The organism is Tenacibaculum sp. M341 (assembly GCF_004337695.1).
GTDB lineage: Bacteria > Bacteroidota > Bacteroidia > Flavobacteriales > Flavobacteriaceae > Polaribacter.
The window spans coordinates 63,657-84,327 of record NZ_SJXJ01000017.1 but is presented as its reverse complement, the minus strand read 5'-3'; the positions used below and the strand labels follow the sequence as shown (position 1 = coordinate 84,327).

General features: G+C 31.2%; 15 protein-coding genes. 7 read left to right on the top strand and 8 right to left on the bottom strand.

The annotated features are described in order from the left end of the window. Position 1 precedes the first annotated feature (1 nt). Both EYW44_RS17035 and EYW44_RS17030 read right to left on the bottom strand, forming a co-directional pair. Complete coding sequence (locus EYW44_RS17035; RefSeq protein ID WP_132725313.1) at positions 2–640, bottom strand: hypothetical protein; 639 nt, start codon at positions 638–640, stop codon at positions 2–4. Between the two features lie 13 nt (positions 641–653). Continuing rightward, positions 654–1,169, bottom strand: a complete 516-nt coding sequence (locus tag EYW44_RS17030) for an alpha-ketoglutarate-dependent dioxygenase AlkB (protein ID WP_132725310.1) — start codon at positions 1,167–1,169, stop codon at positions 654–656. A 244-nt stretch (positions 1,170–1,413) separates the two neighbouring features. Between EYW44_RS17030 and EYW44_RS17025 the strand changes: the two genes are divergently transcribed. From EYW44_RS17025 to EYW44_RS17010, 4 genes are all read left to right on the top strand, one after another. Beyond that, complete coding sequence (locus EYW44_RS17025) at positions 1,414–3,753, top strand: DNA topoisomerase 3 (RefSeq protein ID WP_132725307.1); 2,340 nt, start codon at positions 1,414–1,416, stop codon at positions 3,751–3,753. A 68-nt stretch (positions 3,754–3,821) separates the two neighbouring features. After that, a complete protein-coding gene (locus EYW44_RS17020) occupies positions 3,822–4,346 on the top strand; it encodes a hypothetical protein (protein WP_132725305.1) in 525 nt (174 codons plus the stop codon). Positions 4,347–4,465: 119 nt separating this feature from the next. After that, the gene (locus tag EYW44_RS17015; protein ID WP_132725302.1) at positions 4,466–4,849 is read left to right on the top strand and encodes a hypothetical protein; all 384 of its coding nucleotides are present in this window, start codon (positions 4,466–4,468) and stop codon (positions 4,847–4,849) included. An 11-nt stretch (positions 4,850–4,860) separates the two neighbouring features. After that, entirely contained in the window at positions 4,861–7,410 is a 2,550-nt protein-coding gene (locus EYW44_RS17010; RefSeq protein WP_132725299.1) for a DUF4132 domain-containing protein, read from the top strand. A gap of 66 nt (positions 7,411–7,476) precedes the next feature. Here the strand turns inward: EYW44_RS17010 and blaOXA are convergent, their stop codons facing one another. The 3 genes from blaOXA to EYW44_RS16995 all read right to left on the bottom strand — a co-directional run bounded on the left by blaOXA (position 7,477) and on the right by EYW44_RS16995 (position 12,186). Beyond that, a complete protein-coding gene (blaOXA, locus tag EYW44_RS17005; RefSeq protein WP_132725296.1) occupies positions 7,477–8,301 on the bottom strand; it encodes a class D beta-lactamase in 825 nt (274 codons plus the stop codon). Between the two features lie 301 nt (positions 8,302–8,602). After that, complete coding sequence (locus EYW44_RS17000; protein ID WP_132725293.1) at positions 8,603–9,622, bottom strand: threonine aldolase family protein; 1,020 nt, start codon at positions 9,620–9,622, stop codon at positions 8,603–8,605. Between the two features lie 182 nt (positions 9,623–9,804). Further along, entirely contained in the window at positions 9,805–12,186 is a 2,382-nt protein-coding gene (locus tag EYW44_RS16995; protein WP_132725290.1) for a zinc-dependent metalloprotease, read from the bottom strand. Positions 12,187–12,255: 69 nt separating this feature from the next. On the opposite strand from EYW44_RS16995, the gene prfB reads away from it, so the two are divergent. From prfB to arsC, 3 genes are all read left to right on the top strand, one after another. Continuing rightward, on the top strand, positions 12,256–13,350 hold the full coding sequence (gene prfB / locus EYW44_RS16990; protein WP_132725287.1) for a peptide chain release factor 2: 1,095 nt from the start codon (positions 12,256–12,258) through the stop codon (positions 13,348–13,350). A gap of 84 nt (positions 13,351–13,434) precedes the next feature. Continuing rightward, positions 13,435–13,893, top strand: coding sequence for a hypothetical protein (locus EYW44_RS16985; RefSeq protein ID WP_132725284.1), 459 nt, complete (start codon positions 13,435–13,437; stop codon positions 13,891–13,893). 1 nt (position 13,894) lies between these two features. After that, on the top strand, positions 13,895–14,236 hold the full coding sequence (arsC, locus tag EYW44_RS16980) for an arsenate reductase (glutaredoxin) (RefSeq protein WP_132725281.1): 342 nt from the start codon (positions 13,895–13,897) through the stop codon (positions 14,234–14,236). A gap of 76 nt (positions 14,237–14,312) precedes the next feature. Here arsC and EYW44_RS16975 read toward each other — a convergent pair whose 3' ends face one another. The 3 genes from EYW44_RS16975 to EYW44_RS16965 all read right to left on the bottom strand — a co-directional run bounded on the left by EYW44_RS16975 (position 14,313) and on the right by EYW44_RS16965 (position 20,615). Continuing rightward, complete coding sequence (locus EYW44_RS16975; protein ID WP_132725278.1) at positions 14,313–15,128, bottom strand: hypothetical protein; 816 nt, start codon at positions 15,126–15,128, stop codon at positions 14,313–14,315. 105 nt (positions 15,129–15,233) lie between these two features. After that, positions 15,234–17,501 carry an aconitate hydratase gene (locus EYW44_RS16970; RefSeq protein ID WP_132725275.1) on the bottom strand — a complete coding sequence of 756 codons (2,268 nt, stop codon included), beginning with the start codon at positions 17,499–17,501 and terminating at the stop codon, positions 15,234–15,236. A gap of 336 nt (positions 17,502–17,837) precedes the next feature. Continuing rightward, positions 17,838–20,615 (bottom strand): bifunctional aconitate hydratase 2/2-methylisocitrate dehydratase, encoded by a 2,778-nt coding sequence (locus EYW44_RS16965; protein ID WP_132725272.1) that lies wholly within the window; start codon positions 20,613–20,615, stop codon positions 17,838–17,840. Positions 20,616–20,671: the final 56 nt, after the last annotated feature.

Sequence of the window (20,671 nt, the reverse complement as noted above, 5' to 3'; positions counted from 1 at the left end):
GCTACTCTTCTAATAAAGGTGGTGGCTCAGGAGGAATAATATGATCTATTGATATATTCAACGGAAGCGAACAACTGAGCTTCTCCTCTATTTTTTGATGACTTTTAATTACGCTACTCAACACCTTTTTCATTCTTTTTACAGAAGTAGTATCCTCAAAAACGATCCCTAATACCAAATGTTCAGGAGAATCAGATAAATAAAACTCTTTTCCATTATTTAAAATATCTTTTTGATACGCATATTCTAAACTATCAATCGAATATTTTACTTTTCTATTACTATAACTAGGTTTTACAACAGAATCTTCATAAACTAACAACTCATTCTTAGATTTAATAAAAGGACCACTAAAACAATTATTTGGGACACAATTAATATCAAAAATATAACCTATACTGTCTATTACAACTTTTACCATTGAAATATTCGTAAAACCAGTGTTTCTTTTATAAATCGCTTTTAAAATCTCACTTTTATTAGCAAATAAATTGATATCGTATACTGTATCTAAAGAAAACTCTTTACCGTAAATAAAATCAGAAAACAATATTTTGGTATTATCTTTTGTTTCTTTCCTTTTTGATTCACAACAAAAAAACACAAACATCAATAAAAAAAATCCTACTATATTTTTCATATTTCAACTTTAACTATTGCTTAATCTTTCTAAAAGTTAAACTCATTCTAGCTTTTTCAGTGTCAGCTTTCGGAATTGCATGCTGCCATTTATCTTGAACATCATTAGTCATATAAAAAAGTGATCCTGATGAGAGTGTAAAATCTTTTTTCACTTCTCTATTTTCTATGTTTCTAAATCTCAAAATACGAGGTTCGCCTACAGATATAATTACAACTCCTGTATCTTCATACAAAATATCTGTTTGATCTGAATGAAACCCCATTTTAGGCCGACCATCTAAATAGTAATTTATTAAACAGTTATTAGGTTTAAAACCTAATACTTCGTCAATTTTTCTTACTATTTCTTCCAACTCTACAGTAAACTTTTGATACGGGTAATTTATTTGTGAATAATTATATGCTTCTCCATAACTAGCTGTTTTTCTAGCAGACATTCTTTCATCCCAGTGAACCTTCTCTTTCAAATAACAAAACAGTTCAATATCATTTGTTATAAAACTCTCTATAAGTGTTATTCCTTCCATGCATAATATTTTTAGCAGGTACAAAGATATACTTAAAAAGTAAATTCAAATTTTAATAAATACTAGGAAATCAACCAAGAAACAGAAAAATCTATGCACACTAAAACTATAAAAGAGATTGAAAAACCTTTATTAGCAAAATAATTAAATGATGGCTATATTAGTATTGGGTATAATGTTGATAAATAATAAAATTTAATTCTACCACTTTTTATTATTTTCGTAGCTGAAAAATGACGGAACTATGAAGGTTTGTATTGCCGAAAAGCCTAGTGTAGCAAGAGAAATTGCTAATATTTTAGGGGCTAAAACAAAACATGATGGATATTTTGAAGGTAACGGTTATGCGGTTACTTATACGTTTGGTCATTTATGTACTCTTTTAGAACCTAAAGATTACAAACCACATTGGAAAAGCTGGGATTTAAATAATCTTCCCATGCTTCCTGAAAAATTCAATACGAAAGTTACCGAAGATAGCGGGATTCAAAAACAGTTTAAAATTGTAAAATCATTATTTGAAAAAGCAGATGTGGTTATAAACTGTGGGGATGCCGGACAAGAGGGAGAATTAATTCAGCGTTGGGTAATAAATCAGGCTGAATATAAGGGTGAAGTACAGCGTCTTTGGATTTCCTCTCTTACAGAAGAAGCCATTAAAGAAGGTTTTAACAACTTAGAAAAAGACGAAAAATATAATAATCTGTACTACGCAGGTTTTTCTCGTGCCATTGGCGATTGGTTGTTAGGGTTAAATGCCACTAGATTATACACCGTTAAATTTGGCGGATACAAACAAGTACTATCTATTGGTCGTGTTCAAACACCAACCTTGGCAATGTTGGTAAATAGATACTTAGAAATTCAAAATTTCAAACCTCAACCTTATTGGGAACTACAAACCACTTATAGAAACACCGTTTTTAATTGTGAAGAAGGTCGTTTTTTAAAGAAAGAAGAAGGACAAGCTTTTGCTGATAAAGTAAAAGAAAGTGATTTTGAAATTGTTTCTGTAACCAAAAAGAAAGGAAAAGACTATGCTCCTAAACTATTTGATTTAACAGGGTTACAGGTATATTGTAATAATAAATTTGGATTTTCTGCGGATGAAACACTGAAAATTGTTCAGAAATTATACGAAATGAAAGTAGTTACCTATCCGAGGGTAGATACTACATTTCTTCCGAATGATATTTATCCGAAAGTTGCTGGAATTCTACAAAAATTAACTGAGTATAGTGAAATTACCACTCTTCTACTTGGTAAAAAAATAAAGAAATCATCACGAGTTTTTAACGATAAAAAAGTAACGGATCACCACGCTATTATTCCAACTGGAATACAAACGCACTTACAATACAATCAACAACAAGTATACGATATCATAGTAAGAAGATTTATTGCTGTTTTTTATCCTGATAGTGATATTTCAAACACTGCTGTTGTTGGTAAAGCTGATGAAGTTTCTTTTAAAACCACCGGTAAAGAAATTCTTACCAAAGGATGGCGGGTAGTTTTTGAATACAACGAAGAACCTAAGAAAGTAAACACAGAACAAAGTTTACTTCCAAACTTCGAAAAAGGAGAAAAAGGTCCACACGAACCTAGTTTCCTAGAAAAAGAAACCAAACCTCCACGTAACTACACAGAAGCTAGTTTATTAAGAGCAATGGAAACGGCTGGTAAACAAGTAGAAGATGATGAAATGCGCGATTTGATGAAGGAAAATGGTATTGGAAGACCTTCTACTCGTGCAAGTATTATTGAAACATTATTCAAACGAAAATACATAGAGCGTCAAAAAAAATTAATCATTCCTACTAAAACAGGTATCGACTTAATTGGATTAATTGATAATGAATTATTAAAGTCTGCCGAATTAACTGGTCTATGGGAAAAACGATTAAAAGAAATTGAACGCGGTGATTACCATGCTGCTACCTTCATTAATCAGATGAAAAGAATGGTAGATCAATTGGTTTATGAAGTTAGATCTAGTAAAAAAACAGTTCGTTTATCTGCTGAAAATAATGTAGCTGTAAATACCACTGAAACAAAAAAGAAGAAAACGACTAAAAAAACAATTGTAGGCAAAGAATGTCCTAAATGTAAACAAGGTAAACTTCTTAAAGGAAGTAGTGCCTATGGTTGTTCTAACTTTAAAAATGGTTGTGATTTAAAATTACCTTTTTCTTTTTTAGAAAAGAAGATTTCCGAGAATCAATACATCAGATTATTAGAAAAAGGCAGTACAACAAACTTAAAAGGTTGGAAAACTGACAATGGAAAAATTGAAGGTTTAATTCGTTTTGATGACAATTTCAAATTAAAATTAGAACCGAAAGCATCAGCTGTACAAAAAACGTCAGTTCAAAATCAGTCAAGTACGGATTCCAATTCTGATAAAATTACATGTCCAAAATGTAATAAAGGAACCATTTTAAAAGGTAAAACTGCTTATGGGTGTTCTGAACATAAAAACGGGTGTACATTTGTTTTTCCTTTTGCCAAAATTAAGGAATTAGCTGCCGGACAACCATTAACTAAAGATTTAGTATACCAAATTTTAACTGAAAATCATTAAATACATAGTATTGCAATAATTATTGCTTATTTTTAATCAGACTATAGTAAAGATTAAAAATTACAGTTATGAAAACAATATTATCAGCAATATTATTATCGATATCAATCTATTTCACAAAGCCATATAAGATAATTTTATTTAATAACAAACAAGTTATTTCATCTCAAAAAATAACATTTGATTCTATTACCTCTACTGCTCCTATCAAAATCGGTAATAATTTAGGGATAATAAACATAAAAGGAGAAAGAATATATCAACATAAAAAAATAATAGACAGTAACTTTCTAATTACAATTACTGACATTCCTGATTTTAGTTTTTCAAAACAGATCGATAAAAGAATTTTAATTGACGAAAATCAATTTATAATTTTTAAAGACTCTACCAATCGTGATTATTTGGAGAATGCTGTTATTAAAAAAATTGAATTTGACTTTATACGATCAAAAACTCTCAATTTTAAAGCTACATTAGAGAATCCTGAAAAAAATAAACTTATCATTGGTCGATTTAATATATTCTACCTAGCCTCAAAAAAAAGAAATGTATTTGGTTGGATTACCAGAGAGATTAAAACTATCTCATAAATGAACATTTTTTTAAAATTTTAAGAGTTGATTTATTTACTTCCGACCACTCAAATCAAACAAATTCATACAAACTGGTTATATAATTTTTAACTATTTTAGTAGGAAATTATTGACTTATGAATAGTATTAGTATTAAAGATGAAGCCTTAAACGGTGACATTTTAAATGAAATTACTTTAAAATTTCAAGAAGAATATATTAGTGTATCTGAATTAATAAAAGCTAGAGTAACAGAAGAAGTAGAAAAATATTTACAAAATGCTGATACTTACAAAAAAGGCTTGGTACAACCTTCAAATTTAGAAACAAGACTAAATAATAAAAAACGACCTAAAATTGATATTGAAAAGCAAGTATATGTTGCTTTAGATGCCTTTCAAAATAATGGCTTTTTTATTTTAGTTGATGATGAGCAAGTTGAAAGTTTAGATCAAAAAATATTAGTAGACAAAGCTACTACCGTTTCTTTTGTAAAACTAACTCCTCTTGTTGGAGGGTAAACCATTTGGCTATGCAAAATTTTGAAAAAATAGAGGCTGCCGTTAAAAAAATTAACGCTAAAAGAATGTATATCTATTCTCCGAGTGATATTTCTGGTATAGAAGTTTGTGAAAAATTAAAAAAAGAAAAATCAGCTTTCTTAAAACCGTTTATGTTAAGCTTAATCGGTTATATTGAAAAAGAACGATTGTTACAACTTCATAAAGATATAACAGATGAACAAAGGTATGAACACAAAAGGAATGGTGATGCTTCCACTGCTTTATTAAATATCTTAATGAGAAGAAATCATTCTTACAATGAAGATGAATGGATTTTATTTTTCAAAACATTAAATGATTCTCTTACTAAATTAAATAATTATAAAAATTATGTTTCTTTAGAAGAATATCCGATTAACTACGCTATACAACAAATAGAAAAATACTTAAAAAAGAATGAGCTTTCTGAAAACTTGAAAAATTATATTCAAGAAGTTGTTCAGTGGAAAGCTTTTCAAGAAAAAAGCAATCGTTATTGGGGTACGGACTTAAAAAAATCATTAACTAAACTATTTAACATCATTCAATCTAAGGATGATTTTGTTGTTTTTAAATTAATGACAAAAGATATTGGTGAAGAAGTTAATGATGTGATTAGTGATTACAACGAATCTAAAGAACTCCATAATTTATTAACGCTCGTAAATAATGCTAACGGAGGAAAACCTACTCAGAAATTTAAACAAGAAGTCTCAGAATATATCAACGCTTTTGGGAAAGATAACTATAGAAAAATAGGACAAAAAATTCTAAATGCAGCATTAAACAAGGCTATTTTAGAGCAAACTGAAACCTATACATATCAGAACGGATCTGAACATGATTATACTTACTATGAATATTTATGCGATCCTTCTAAACAGTTTATCAAAGGTGTTGTTTGGACAATGGATATATTTTCTGACAAAGAAACTATAGCCATCATTAGTCGATTACTTGAAAAAGCATACACTAAAATGCCAGGCATTGGACCTGCTGCTGCTGGAGTTGGTAATGCCTGCGCCTATACGCTGGGTAATATGAGAGGAAAAGATGGTTTAGGTGCGTTATCTCGTTTAAAATTGAAGTTAAAACAAAATAACATCAAAAAAACAATTGACAAATATCTATCCGAAGGAGCTAAAAAATACAATGTTTCTGTTGAAGAGTTAAAAGAAATGTCGGTTCCTGATTTTGGATTGGTCTATAGTGAAAAAACAATTGATTTTAACGATTATAAATTAACTGTTTTTATTGATGGAACCAAAGTAAAACAACAATGGTTTAAACCCGATGGTACTACCATTAAATCGGTTCCTTCAGTTGTTAAAAACACTGCTTCACTTACCACTAAATTAAAAGAAGTAAGAAAAGAAGTAAAAGAAATTCAGAAAGTTTTTTCTTCTCAAAAACAAAGAATAGACAACCAATTTATTTTAAATAGAACTTGGGATTATACCTCTTTTGAAAAATACTATCTAAAACATGGTTTAGTACAATACATTGCTACAAAATTAATTTGGACTTTCATTAAAAATGATAAAAGTGAAAACGTACTTCTTATTGATAACAAGTGGACAAATAGTAATGGCGAAATAATTGACTGGATTGACAGTGATTGTCAAGTACAACTTTGGCATCCTGTATTTTCAAATGAACAAGAAATTATTGATTGGCGCGAAAAAATGATGTCAATTCAATTAAAACAACCTATTAAACAAGCATATCGCGAATTATACATACTTACTGATGCTGAAATAAATACCAGAAACTATTCAAATAGAATGGCAGCTCATATTTTAAAACAACATCAATTTAAAACATTGGCTGTTATGAGAGATTGGAAATACTCTTTAATGGGAGCTTATGACGATGGTATTGAAAATCAAATTTGTGCTAAGTTTTTACCTGAACATAATATTACTGCTGAATTTTGGATAGATGAATTAAACGATTATGATGCTATTAATGATACTGGTATTTGGCTATATATTGCTACAGATCAGGTTCGGTTTAACGATGCCGATGGAAATATCATAGATTTAATAAACGTTCCTAAAATTGTGTTCTCAGAAATTATGAGAGATGTAGATCTCTTTGTAGGTGTAGCTAGTGTTGGTAATGATCCTGAATGGAGAGATAATAATGGCGCTAGACAAACACACCGAGATTACTGGACGTCTTATTCTTTTGGTGACTTAAATGAAATTGCTAAAACGAGAAAAACAATTTTAGAAAGACTGTTACCTAGACTTACTAAGATTAAGAAGAAAGCCCATATTGATGGAAAATTCTTGATTGTTAGAGGAGATTTAAGAACCTATAAAATTCATATTGGTAGTGGTAATATTTTAATGGAACCTAACGATCAATATTTATGTATTGTCCCTTCCAGATCTGCCGATAGTACAACTGATAAATTATTCATTCCTTTTGAAGGTGATCGAGGATTGTCTATTGTATTAAGTAAAGCTTTTTTATTGGCTGAAGACACCAAAATAACCGATACTACAATTACAAGTCAAATAAATAGAGGATAAAAAAATAAGAGTTGAAAAAATATCATTTTTCAACTCTTATTTTAACTTTTTTCATTAATCAAAAGATTATAATACCTTCATATATTCAAGGGCTTTATGAGTAATTTCTTTTCTTATTTTAGGAAATAATTCCATATTAAAACTTTCTTTTGGAGCTATATTAGTTGCAAAGTAATATACTTTATTTTTCACTTCAACATATCCAACAAACCAACCGTTATTTTTCCCATTTCTAATTGCCCAACCTGTTTTCCCACTAATTTTATATCGATTATTCTCCTCTATAACCATTAATTTTTTCATTATATTTTCGGTACGTTTTGCTATAGGCAATTTAGATTCGTAAAATCTCTTTAAAAAATCTATCTGTTCATATTGATTAATTTTAGAATCTCCTACCAACCAAAACGTATCTATTGAAGTGGAATCCACTTTCATATCATGATATTGTAATTTATTCAAATACAAATTCATTCTTTCTACACCTATTTTTCTTGCTATTTCCTGATAACAAGGCACACATGAATAATGAAATGCTTTTCTAAAAATTAAATCTTGCTCCCAAACTTTCATTCTTCGTTCTTCTCCATTCCATTTCAATATAGTGCTATCATTCTCTACAACTCCTGTTTCCAAAGCGATTATTGAATTTGTTATTTTGTATGTAGAAGCTGGCAACCTTCCTATTGCTGCCCAATCAAAATCATTTGAAAACCATTTCTTTTCCTGAACATCATACATAAGAATAGATCCTGAAACATTGGCTTCATCAATAATTTTCTGAAACTCTTTTACAACTATTTTCGACGGCTGTAAATTCTTCTTTACTTCTTCTTTTTTACATGAAAAGAAAACTACAATTAGTAACAGAAAATAAATAGTGTTTCGCATAGATTTTATGATTGATATTCCATAAAAATAGTTTTTTTTATCTAAGTTTTGGTGTATTTCAGAGAAGAGAAAAGAGGGATGATACTATTTTTGACCAGAAGCTTGAAGTTTTTTAATACGCAACACCAGTATCAAAAAGCAACTCCTAATTAGTTTAAATAGCATCGTTCTGTTTATATAAAAAGTCCTCACAGCTTTTTGAAACTTGTGAGGACTTTTTTCTTTTAAAAATTATCAGTAAACAGTTATCAAAAATCAGCATTGCTTATTGATACTTGATAACTGAAAAAACATTGTTACATTAAAAACTCTTCAACTCTTTTAATAACTCCTCATGCATATCATCAGTATAATCTAAATGTGTTACAATTCTAATTTTTCCTTCTCCCATAGAAATTAATAAAATTCCTTTCTCTTGAAGTTTATGCATAAAATCATCCGGATTCATAGAATCTTCTACATAAAAAATGACAATATTTGTTTCAATAGGCTCTACTTTTTTAACATAGTTACAACTTTCAAGAACCTTACCTATTTCCTTGGCTTTTTTATGATCTTCTGCTAAACGTTCTACTTGATTATCTAATGCATAAATTGCTGCTGCTGCTAAATATCCAGCCTGACGCATTCCTCCACCAAATAACTTACGAACACGCAATGCTTTTTCCATATCTGTTTTACTTCCTACTAATATAGAACCTACGGGAGCTCCTAAACCTTTAGATAAACAAATTGAAACTGTATCAAATAATTCTCCATATTGTAAAGTAGTTTCATTTTTAGCTACTAAGGCATTAAACAAACGAGCTCCATCTAAATGATATGCCAAATTATTGTCTTTAGCTACTTTATGAATCTTTTTTAACTCTTCAAAATCCCAACAAGCTCCTCCTCCTTTATTCGTAGTATTTTCAGCACAAACCAATCTACTATACGGTGTGTGAATATCATTTCTTCCAGATACTAAACTTTTTAATTGATCTGCTGTAAACATTCCTCTATGACCATCAATTAAACAAGAAGTTACTCCCGAATTAAAAGCCGCACCTCCACCTTCATAATTATATACATGCGCCCATTTATCACAAAACATTCGATCTCCAGGTTGCGTATGTAACTTTATCGCTGTTTGATTTGCCATCGTTCCAGAAGGAAAAAATAAAGCATCTTCCTTTCCAAACATAGCAGCTACTTTTTCTTGTAACTTATTTACCGTAGGGTCAGCATTAAAAACATCATCTCCTACCTCGGCAGTCATCATAGCATCCAACATACCTTTAGTAGGTTTTGTAACGGTATCGCTTATTAAGTTTATTGTCATTCTTATATTTTATTATTTGGTAATTATTTTTTATTTTAAATTAAGTTGTCTGTAATAAAACTCTTCATAATACTGTTCTCGACTGCGCTCGAACTGACACCATATTTTTAAACAACCTTTATTTTTTATAATCGCTTTATATCTTTAAACTTTGTACTAAATACTGAGTACTTAGTACTAAACTAATCCATCCCAATTGGAGATCCATCTGGAATTTTAGGAGCCTTTTTCTTTTTAAATTTAGATGGATTCTTTTGATAGTCATTAATCATTTTCACATATTCTTTGTTCATCAATGATTTTTGATCTTGTTTTAATTGAGAAGCTAAATTATCTAATTTGTAATTTAAAATTGCCTTCGCCTGAAAATAAAGAGATTCATCACTATTTAAAACAAATAATGCTTGTAATACCTCCTTCTTAACAATCTCATGCAAAGCCTGATAATATGTATTTTTAAAACTTTGATGAAAAGTTATTTTTAATAACTCATCTATAACTTCTTCTAATCCTAGTTGATTATTATCTAAACTTTTATGCTGAATCAATCGATTTACTCTCTGAGGATGTAATAAAAAACCTAAAGTAAACTCACTTGCAGTTTGTACTGCTCCATACGCATCAAAAGCTACACCAGTATTACTTTTAAAACTTTCCCTGGTTCTGTTATAACCATAAGCTCTTGGTGGAAAAAGTTTTAATAATCGTTTAGGAATTGCTATTTCATTTACATCAATTGTTTGTAATAATGCTTTCAATGCTTGCCTTTCAATACTACCTTCAATTCTTTTAACCACAACCTCTTTTTGCCCTTTTACTGCATAGGTATAATCTAAACCTCCAACCAACTTTGAAGCTGCATCTACTTGGTATCTATGAAAAAAATACAACGGCACAAAAACATCTTCTAAAACTGAATATGGTTGTTTCGTTTTAATATTGTCTAAAGAAAAGTTTGTGATCGCTTCTTTTCTCAATGCTAACACTTTCTTTAGTTCGTCCGCAGCGTTTTCTCCATTATCCCATAAATGAGCATATGCATGTGCACTTCCTTTTGGTCGGGCATCTGCATCAGTTATGAATCGTAAACCTCTACTAAAAGCACTAGTTAAAATTTTCTGTAATTCTTCTTCCTCATTACTAACAAAATCTTGATACGCATAAGCAACTGTTACCTTATCCCAATCTCCTATTTTAGTATCATAAGCATCAGAAAAATCAATTTTTCCATTTTTTAATGTGAATTTTGGGTGCGGATAATCCATCACAGAAGCTCTATTATTGGTACTTGCTGCAAAGTTGTGTGCAAATCCTAAAGTATGTCCTATTTCATGAGCAGATAATTGACGAATTCTTGCCAATGCCATTTCTAATGCAAAAGTATCATCTCCATCATTCTTTTTATAAGGAGCCTTTAATGCTTGAGCAATTAAAAAATCCTGACGAATACGCAATGAACCTAAGCTTACATGACCTTTTATAATTTCTCCTGTTCTAGGATCAGAAATACTACCTCCATAACTCCATCCTCTTGTTGAACGGTGTACCCATTGTATTACATTATAACGAACATCTAACGGATCTGCTTCTTTTGGTAACATTTTTACCTGAAAAGCATCTTTATAACCAATAGCTTCAAATGCTTGATTCCACCATCTTCCTCCTTCTAATAAAGCTGATCTTACAGGTTCAGGAGTTCCTCTGTCTAAATAATAAATAATCGGTTCTTTAGCTTCACTAATTTTTGCCTTCGGATTTTTCTTTTCTAATCGATGACGATAAATAAATCGTTTTACAATTGGTTGATCAATAGGTGTAGCATAATCCATATAAGTCATTTGCCATGAGCCACAACGAGGATCATAAATTCTTGGTGTGTAATTAGCATCTGGTAATTCAACAAACGAATGATGTTGATGTACAGATACCAACGATGAGTTTGGAGTTACACTTCTTATGTTATATCCTTTCGCTTTTCCTTTAAAAGTTAATAATACATCAAACTCTACATTTTTAGGAAATGCTTTTGTTCTTTCTAAATGAATCGCACTTTTACTTTTATCTAATTTATAATTACCTTGATTTCTTCCAGATAATCTATCTACCACTCCATGTGCATCTCTCATTAAAAAGTCTGTTGCATCAATTAAATAGCGTCCGTTTTGTTGTTCTTTAATTTTAAATCCGAATAAAACAGACTTTGCAAACGCTTCTTTTACCGATTGTTTTTCTTCTTCATTATCTGTTATTGCTCTGTAATCTTGGTTGGGCTGAATCAATAATAATTTATTTCCTGCTTTTTGAAATTTTACCACAACTCCTCCCCCTAACTGTCCTCTATCCAACCCAATGTCATTAGAACCAACTCCTTCAGATAAAGCGTTTACATATAAAAATTCAGTGTTTAATTTTGATACTTCTAAGTATATTTTATCGGTATTTTCATCGTAATAAAACGGAATATATCCTTCATATTTGGTAATTCCTTTTTTATTAGAAAAAAACTGACTGTATACAGATATTGAGACTAAGAATATCGTTAAAAAAGTAGTTATTTTTTTCATTTTACTTTTTGGTTAGATTTAAGCGCGAATAAAAATACTAAATCTTTTTTTTAAGTTATTTTTGCAGCTATGATTACACATGAACAGCTTAAAAATATCGCTGAACGCGTTGACAAATTAAAAGGGTATTTAGATATTGATAAGAAATTAATTGAAATATCTAATGAAGAAGAAAAAACTGCTGATCCTAATTTTTGGAACAATCCAAAAGAGGCTGAAACACTAATGAAATCTTTGCGTTTAAAGAAAAAGTGGGTAAATGATTACAATGAGGTTGTTTCTTTATATGAAGATTTAAATGTACTATACGATTTTTATAAAGAAGGAGAAGTTGAAGATGCTGAAGTAGATGAGCAATTTGAAAAAACGAGTACTTTTTTAGAAGATATTGAATTTAAAAACATGCTTTCTGATGAAGGTGATAATTTAAGTGCTACTATTCAAATTACTGCAGGTGCTGGTGGTACTGAAAGTTGTGATTGGGCAGAAATGTTGACACGTATGTATACGATGTGGGCTGAAAAGCAAGGTTTGAAAGTTAAAACTTTAAATTATCAAGCTGGTGATGTTGCAGGTATTAAAACGGTTACCTTAGAGTTTGATGGTGATTTTGCCTTCGGATGGTTAAAAGGTGAAAATGGTGTACATCGTTTAGTTCGTATTTCTCCTTTTGATAGTAATGCTAAGCGTCATACTTCTTTTGCTTCTGTGTATGTGTATCCTGTAGCTGATGATACGATTGAAATTGAAGTAAATCCTGCTGATATTGAAATTACAACAGCTAGATCAAGTGGAGCTGGTGGACAGAATGTAAACAAAGTTGAAACTAAAGTTCAGTTATTACATAAACCTACTGGAATTCAAATTCAGTGTTCTAATTCGCGTTCACAACACGATAACAGAGCTACAGCTATGCAAATGCTGAAATCGCAGTTATACGAAATTGAATTACAAAAAAGATTAGCGGCTAGAGCTGATATTGAAGCTAATAAATTGAAAAATGAATGGGGAAGTCAAATTCGTAATTACGTAATGCATCCTTATAAATTAGTAAAAGATGTTAGAACAGCTCATGAGACTGGTAATGTAGACGCTGTGATGGACGGGAATATAAATCCGTTTTTAAAAGCATACTTAATGAGCATGGGACAGAAGGAAAATTGATTTCAGTGATCAATTACCTGTTATCGGTGATCAATATTTTTTGCTGTGTGCGAAGTTAGAAACTATTCAAATAAATAATTTCAAATGAAGTTTGAAAAAGATGTACCTGCTTTTATTTTTAGAATAATTTTAATTTTTATCCTTTTTGTTTTTATTCTATTGCTTTTTGAGAGTTTTACTGGAGGACTTTTTAATATCAGTTTTAATTTGGCTTGTATTTATTCTTTGAGTTTGACTTTTTTATCAGTGTTCTTATTAAAGTATTGCATAGAAATTCTTAACAACAAACTAATTGTTAGAAATATTTTTGGCATTGTTATTAATGAACTAAATTTAAACAAGCCATACACGAGAAAAGTTAAAATTAGAAATGCTCAACTTCAAGGTGAACTATTATGGAGATTATTAGGTATGAAATACACAAAGGTTACCTTTATTAATTTTAAATCTGAAATTGAACAAATAAACTTTACTGTAAGTGGTCATTTTTTAAGTGAAAAAGGATTAAAAGATTTAATAAAAGAAACTAAATATCAAAAATAAAATGATTCAAATATATCATAATCCAAGATGCTCAAAATCTCGTCAGGGAGTTGCTATCTTAGAAGAACAAAAAGCCGATTTTACCATTGTAAAATATTTAGATGAATTACTTTCTGAAGAAGAATTATCAGAAATTATTGGTCTTTTAAACATTGCTCCTGTAGATTTAGTAAGAAAGAATGAGAAAATATGGAAAGAGCAATTCAAAGGGAAAGAGTTATCTGATGCCGAAGTTATCAAAGCGATGGTTGAAAATCCTAAACTAATAGAAAGACCTATAGTTGTAAACGGTAAAAAAGCTGTTGTGGGTAGACCACCTGAAAGTATTTTAGATATCATCTAAAATAGTATTTCATATAAAACAAAAGGTCGACTTCATAAAAAGCCGACCTTTGTTGTTCAAAATATATAAGAATATTCTAGTTTCTTGTTACTGTTATAGAATTAGATAAATCATAGATTCCAATTACTGCTCCGTTATCATTAGTTTTCCCAGCAATATCGGCAGCCATTTTATCTTTTTCTAAACCATCTAACTCTCCTTCATAACGGATATACCAGATTAAACAATCTCCTGGAGCTGCTCCATCAAAGTCAAATTTCTCTAACACCTCTAAAGCTGTTAATTCTTCTTCTGTGTCTGCATCTACACCTTCTTTAATTACTTCTAAAATTTTACCTGCATCATCTGTAATTAAATAAGATTCAGTTTTACCTGATAAAGCAGTTGAAGAATTTGCAATTCCAGAAACAGTATCAGCCATTCCATCTCCAACAGTAAATGTGAAAGGTCCACCAGTTAACATTCCTGCTTCTGGAGTATTTACTCTTTCTATTTTTATAGAGTTTGAAATATCAAAAAGTCCAGTAATACTTTCAATACTATTTCCTACATCTAAACCTGTTACGCTATCATTATAACTAATGTACCAAATGTAGCAATCACCAGCACTTGCACCTTCAAAATTCTCATTTTCTAAGTCTTCCATAGTTTTTGGTAAACCTAGTATGTTTTTATCTGCATCTGTAATTATAAAAGAAGTGTTTTTTCCTTCTTGTACACCTCCTACAGTAATACCTGATACATTATCTGCAGCGCCGTCATCAATTACAAAAAAGAAAGGATTTGAACTTAGTGTACCTGACTCTGGAATTACTTGTTCTCTTCCATCGTCACAACTTGTTGTAGTAGCTAAAAAAGCGATAGCTAATACTCCTATAAAAAATCTTCTCATCTCTTAATTTAGTTTTGTTTTGTTCATTAATTTTAATAAATCTACAAAAAAACTCCCAAAAAATATGGGAGTTTAAAATTTAGTACGTGAAATAGATAATTTTATTTAAGAATTTTGTTTTTTGATTAAGTTTAGAGCCGAACCTTCATTGTACCATTCAATTTGCCCTTGGTTATATGTATGATTCACTTTAAATTCATCTTTGCTTCCATCGGCATGAACAACTTCAATAGTTAAAGGTTTACCTGGAGCAAATTCATGTAAATCTAAAAAGTTAAAAGTATCATCTTCTTGAATTAAATCATAATCAGCTTCATTAGTAAAAGTTAATCCTAACATCCCTTGCTTTTTCAAATTCGTTTCATGAATACGTGCAAACGATTTTACAATTACAGCAACTACTCCTAAATGACGTGGTTCCATTGCAGCGTGCTCACGCGAAGATCCTTCTCCATAATTATGATCACCAACTACAATAGTAGGAATTCCTGCTGCCTTATAGGCTCTTTGTGTGGCTGGTACAGCATCATACTCTCCTGTTAATTGACTTTTAACAAAGTTGGTATGTTTATTATAAGCATTTACTGCACCTATTAAACAATTATTAGAAATGTTATCTAAGTGTCCTCTGTAGCGTAACCATGGTCCTGCCATAGATATATGATCTGTAGTACACTTACCAAAAGCCTTAATTAATAACTTTGCTCCTTTAATTTCATTACCTATTGGAGTAAATGGTGTTAGTAATTCTAAACGTTCTGAATCAGGATTTACCACTACCTCAACATTACTTCCATCAGCTGATGGTGCTAAATATCCATTTTCTTTTACCTCAAACCCTTTTGGAGGTAATTCCCATCCTGTTGGCTCATCTAATAATACTTCTTCTCCATTTTCATTAATTAACTTATCTGTTAACGGATTAAAATCTAAACGACCTGCTATAGCAATTGCAGCTACCATTTCTGGTGATGCTACAAAGGCATGTGTGTTTGGATTACCATCTGCACGCTTGGCAAAATTTCTGTTAAAAGAATGTATAATACTATTTTTAGGTGCATTTTTCGGATCCTTATAACGTGCCCATTGCCCAATACAAGGACCACATGCATTGGTAAATATTTTTGCATCTAATTTTTCAAATACTTGTAAAATTCCGTCTCTCTCTGCGGTATAACGCACTTGTTCAGAACCAGGATTAATTCCGAACTCAGCTTTAGTTTTTAAACCTTTGTCTAATGCTTGTTGAGCGATAGAAGCCGCACGAGATAAATCTTCATAAGATGAATTTGTACAAGAACCTATTAGTCCCCATTCTACTTTTAAAGGCCAATCGTTTGCATTTGCCTTCTCTGTCATGTCACTACCAGCTGCAGTAGATAAATCTGGAGTAAAAGGTCCGTTTAACAACGGTTTTAATTCCGATAAATTGATTTCTATAACTTGATCGAAATACTTTTCAGGATTTGCATACACCTCAGCATCTGCTGTTAAATACTCTTTTATTTCATTCGCAGCATCTGCTACATCTGCTCTTTCTGTAGCACGTAAATATCGTTCCATTGAATCATCATAACCAAAAGTAGAAGTAGTTGCTCCTATTTCAGCTCCCATGTTACAGATAGTACCTTTACCAGTACAAGACATTGCTGTTGCACCAGGACCAAAATATTCAACAATAGCTCCTGTTCCTCCTTTTACAGTTAAAATTTCAGCAACTTTTAATATAACATCTTTAGGGGCTGTCCATCCAGATAATTTACCTGTTAACTTCACTCCTATTAATTTAGGAAACTTTAATTCCCAAGCCATTCCTGCCATAACATCCACAGCATCTGCTCCACCTACTCCAATGGCTACCATTCCTAATCCTCCTGCATTTACTGTATGAGAATCTGTTCCAATCATCATACCTCCAGGAAAAGCATAATTTTCTAATACTACTTGATGAATAATACCTGCGCCTGGTTTCCAAAACCCTATTCCATATTTATCGGATACAGACTCTAAAAAATTAAAAACTTCGTTACTATTGTTTAAAGCATTTTGTAAATCTTTATCTGCACCTTCTTTAGCTTGAATTAAGTGATCACAGTGAACTGTTGTTGGCACTGCTACTTTAGTTTTTCCAGCTTGCATAAACTGTAATAAAGCCATCTGAGCGGTTGCATCTTGACAGGCAACTCTATCTGGTGCAAAATCTACATAATCTTTACCTCTTTGGTAAGCAGTTGTTGGTTTGCCATCCCACAAGTGTGCATATAAAATTTTCTCTGCTAAGGTTAAAGGTTTTCCAGTAATTTGGCGAGCAGCATCTACTTTCTCTACCATTTTACCATATACCTTTTTTATCATTTCAATATCGAAAGCCATGGTATTTGTTTGTTTTTTTATTTATCAACGTAATTTAATAAAAATTACAATGCTAAAAATGAGTCTACTATTTAATTAAATTAATCTCAAATAAGTTTTTTCTATAACAATTTTTAAATATCACTTATAAACACTCGAAATTACATATCATGGAACTCTAACTATTTTAATAACTAATTTGTTTATTATTAAATAATGAAGGAAAATCATTTCAGCAGAAGCTTCAAAACCATCAGCCCCTGAACTTACAGAATTACTTGCAAAATATGGTTTAAAAATAAAAAGCCTATCTAAAATTATTTAGACAGGCTTTTTTATATTTATTTCAATTAGTAATTAAACTACTAATAATTTTTGTGATGGCTTAAATTTAGTTAACACAATACCTTCAACAGCTGCTTGATACTCTTCTAAAGTAGGAGTTCTACCTAAAATTGAAGATAACACAACTACTGGTGTTGATGATAATAAAGATTCTCCTTTTTTCTCTTGAGAATCTCTTACCACACGACCTTGGAATAAACGTGTAGATGTAGCCATTACTGTATCTCCTGGTTCTGCTTTTTCTTGGTTCCCCATACATAAGTTACATCCTGGACGCTCTAAGTATAATACGTTTTCATATTTTGTACGTGCTGCTCCTTTTGGTGCATCATCGTCAAATACAAAACCTGAATACTTAGCTAAAACATCCCAATCACCTTCTGCTTTTAACTCGTCAACAATGTTATATGTTGGAGGTGCAACAACTAATGGAGCATTGAATTTAACTTCACCTTGTTGTGCTTCAATGTTCTTTAACATTTGAGCTAAAATTTTCATATCTCCTTTGTGAATCATACAAGATCCTACGAAACCTAAATCAACTTTTTTAGTTCCTCCGTAGAAAGATAATGGTTGAATATTATCGTGTGTATAACGCTTAGATACATCTTCATTATTTACATCTGGATCAGCAATCATTGGCTCAACAATCTTGTCTAAGTCAATAACAACTTCAGCATAATATTTAGCATCAGCATCTGGTCTTAAAGCTGGTCTGCTTCCAGACTCTAATTCAGCAATACGATTGTTAGCTTTGTCAACTAAACCTTGTAATACTTGCTTTTCATTATCCATTCCTTTATCGATCATAATTTGGATACGATCTCTTGAAATTACTAATGATTCAATTAATGTTTCATCTTCAGAAATACAGATAGAAGCTTTTGCTTTCATTTCAGCAGTCCAATCTGTAAATGTAAATGCTTGATCAGAAGTTAAAGTTCCAATATGTACTTCAATAATCTTACCTTGGAATACATTTTCTCCTTCAAATTGATCTAACATTTGTTGTTGTGTAGCATGTACTACATCACGGAAATCCATGTAAGGAACCATGTTTCCTTTGAATGTTACTTTAACAGACTGAGGAATTGGCATAGTAGCCTCTCCTGTTGCTAAAGCTAAAGCTACTGTTCCAGAATCTGCTCCGAAAGCAACACCTTTTGCCATTCTTGTATGTGAATCACCACCAATAATTACATCCCAATCATCAACAGCGATATCATTTAATACTTTATGAATTACATCTGTCATTGCATGGTAAACTCCTTTAGGATCACGTCCAGTGATTAAACCGAAGTCATTCATAAACTTCATTAATCTTGGAATGTTAGCTTTTGACTTATCATCCCATACAGAAGCTGTGTGACATCCTGACTGATAACCAGCATCTACAATTGGAGAAATAATAGTCGCAGCCATCATTTCTAACTCTTGAGAAGTCATTAAACCAGTAGTATCTTGAGATCCTACGATATTAACCTCTACACGAGTATTTGATCCTGCATGTAAAGTAACACCTGGTGTATTACCTACAGCATTTCTATTGAAAATTTTCTCTACTGCAGTTAAACCTTGCCCTTCAATAGAAATTTCTTTAGAAGGTGCATATACTTGAGGTACATCAATACCTAATGATTTACATGCGAAAGTTTGTAATTTTTTACCGAAAACAACTGCATAAGAACCTCCAGCTTTAATAAACTCCATTTTTTGAGGAGTTAACGCAGTAGAAATATCTTTTAATTCAGTATCTCCGTTATATAATTTCTTTTCTTTTGTATTGATTGTTAAAACTGTACCTGTTTTAACTGAATAAACTTCTTTTAAAATTGGATCACCATCTTCATCTACGATAGTATTTCCATTTTCATCTTTTTGTTTCACCCAGTTTTTAAGATCGATACCAATACCTCCTGTTACACCAACTGTAGTTAAGAAAATTGGAGCAATACCATTAGTACCAGCAATTACTGGTGCAATATTGATAAAAGGTACATATGGACTAGAAGGAATACCTGTCCATAAAGCCACGTTATTTACACCTGACATTCTTGACGAACCTACTCCCATTGTTCCTTTTTCTGCAATTAACATTACACGCTTATCTGGGTGTTGCTTTTGTAATGCTAATAATTCATTTTGCATATCTTTATTATGCTCAAACATAGATTGACCATGTAATTCACGATCAGATCTAGAGTGTGCATCTGCACCAGGAGAAAGTAAATCAGTAGAAATATCTCCAACTCCAGCTACATAAGTTACAACTTCTATCTTCTCATCTATCTCTGGTAACTTTGTGAAAAATTCTGCATTTGCATAACTTTCTATAATCTCCTTAGCAATAGCGCTTCCAGATTTCATTGCTTTTTCTAAACGCTCTGTATCTGCTTCGTATAAAAACACTTGAGTTTTAAGAACTTTAGCTGCTTCAGCTGCTATAGAAGCATCTGCACCTAAGGCTAAATCTAAAAGAACCTCTACAGAAGGTCCTCCCTTCATGTGTGACAATTGTTCAAAAGCAAAAGCTGGAGTAATTTCTGCTACAACAGATTCTCCTAAAATTATTTCTTTTAAAAATTTAGCTTTTACACCAGCAGCACTAGTAGTACCTGGTAAAGCATTATAAATAAAAAACTTTAGAGAATCTTCTCTGTTTTCATTATTTACATCTTTAATTTGCTTAATAATTTCGCTTAATAGCTCTGCTCCATCAATCGGCTTAGGGTGAAGTCCTAATTTTTTTCTTTCTTCAATCTCCTCAATGTAATCTACGTAAATGCTCATATATAGAAGTCTTTTCAATTGTTAAAGGTTAGTTCAGAAATAGTCATTTTTAACGT

Excerpts from the sequence above, each read along its gene's own strand:
- EYW44_RS17020 (WP_132725305.1), top strand. The coding sequence starts at position 3,822 with ATGAAAACAATATTATCAGCAATATTATTATCGATATCAATCTATTTC.
- EYW44_RS17030 (WP_132725310.1), bottom strand. The coding sequence starts at position 1,169 with ATGGAAGGAATAACACTTATAGAGAGTTTTATAACAAATGATATTGAA.
- EYW44_RS16975 (WP_132725278.1), bottom strand. The coding sequence starts at position 15,128 with ATGAGAAGATTTTTTATAGGAGTATTAGCTATCGCTTTTTTAGCTACT.
- EYW44_RS17035 (WP_132725313.1), bottom strand. The coding sequence starts at position 640 with ATGAAAAATATAGTAGGATTTTTTTTATTGATGTTTGTGTTTTTTTGT.
- EYW44_RS16995 (WP_132725290.1), bottom strand. The coding sequence starts at position 12,186 with ATGAAAAAAATAACTACTTTTTTAACGATATTCTTAGTCTCAATATCT.
- blaOXA (WP_132725296.1), bottom strand. The coding sequence starts at position 8,301 with ATGCGAAACACTATTTATTTTCTGTTACTAATTGTAGTTTTCTTTTCA.
- EYW44_RS16970 (WP_132725275.1), bottom strand. The coding sequence starts at position 17,501 with ATGGCTTTCGATATTGAAATGATAAAAAAGGTATATGGTAAAATGGTA.
- prfB (WP_132725287.1), top strand. The coding sequence starts at position 12,256 with ATGATTACACATGAACAGCTTAAAAATATCGCTGAACGCGTTGACAAA.
- EYW44_RS16965 (WP_132725272.1), bottom strand. The coding sequence starts at position 20,615 with ATGAGCATTTACGTAGATTACATTGAGGAGATTGAAGAAAGAAAAAAA.
- EYW44_RS17010 (WP_132725299.1), top strand. The coding sequence starts at position 4,861 with ATGCAAAATTTTGAAAAAATAGAGGCTGCCGTTAAAAAAATTAACGCT.
- arsC (WP_132725281.1), top strand. The coding sequence starts at position 13,895 with ATGATTCAAATATATCATAATCCAAGATGCTCAAAATCTCGTCAGGGA.
- EYW44_RS17015 (WP_132725302.1), top strand. The coding sequence starts at position 4,466 with ATGAATAGTATTAGTATTAAAGATGAAGCCTTAAACGGTGACATTTTA.
- EYW44_RS17000 (WP_132725293.1), bottom strand. The coding sequence starts at position 9,622 with ATGACAATAAACTTAATAAGCGATACCGTTACAAAACCTACTAAAGGT.
- EYW44_RS17025 (WP_132725307.1), top strand. The coding sequence starts at position 1,414 with ATGAAGGTTTGTATTGCCGAAAAGCCTAGTGTAGCAAGAGAAATTGCT.
- EYW44_RS16985 (WP_132725284.1), top strand. The coding sequence starts at position 13,435 with ATGAAGTTTGAAAAAGATGTACCTGCTTTTATTTTTAGAATAATTTTA.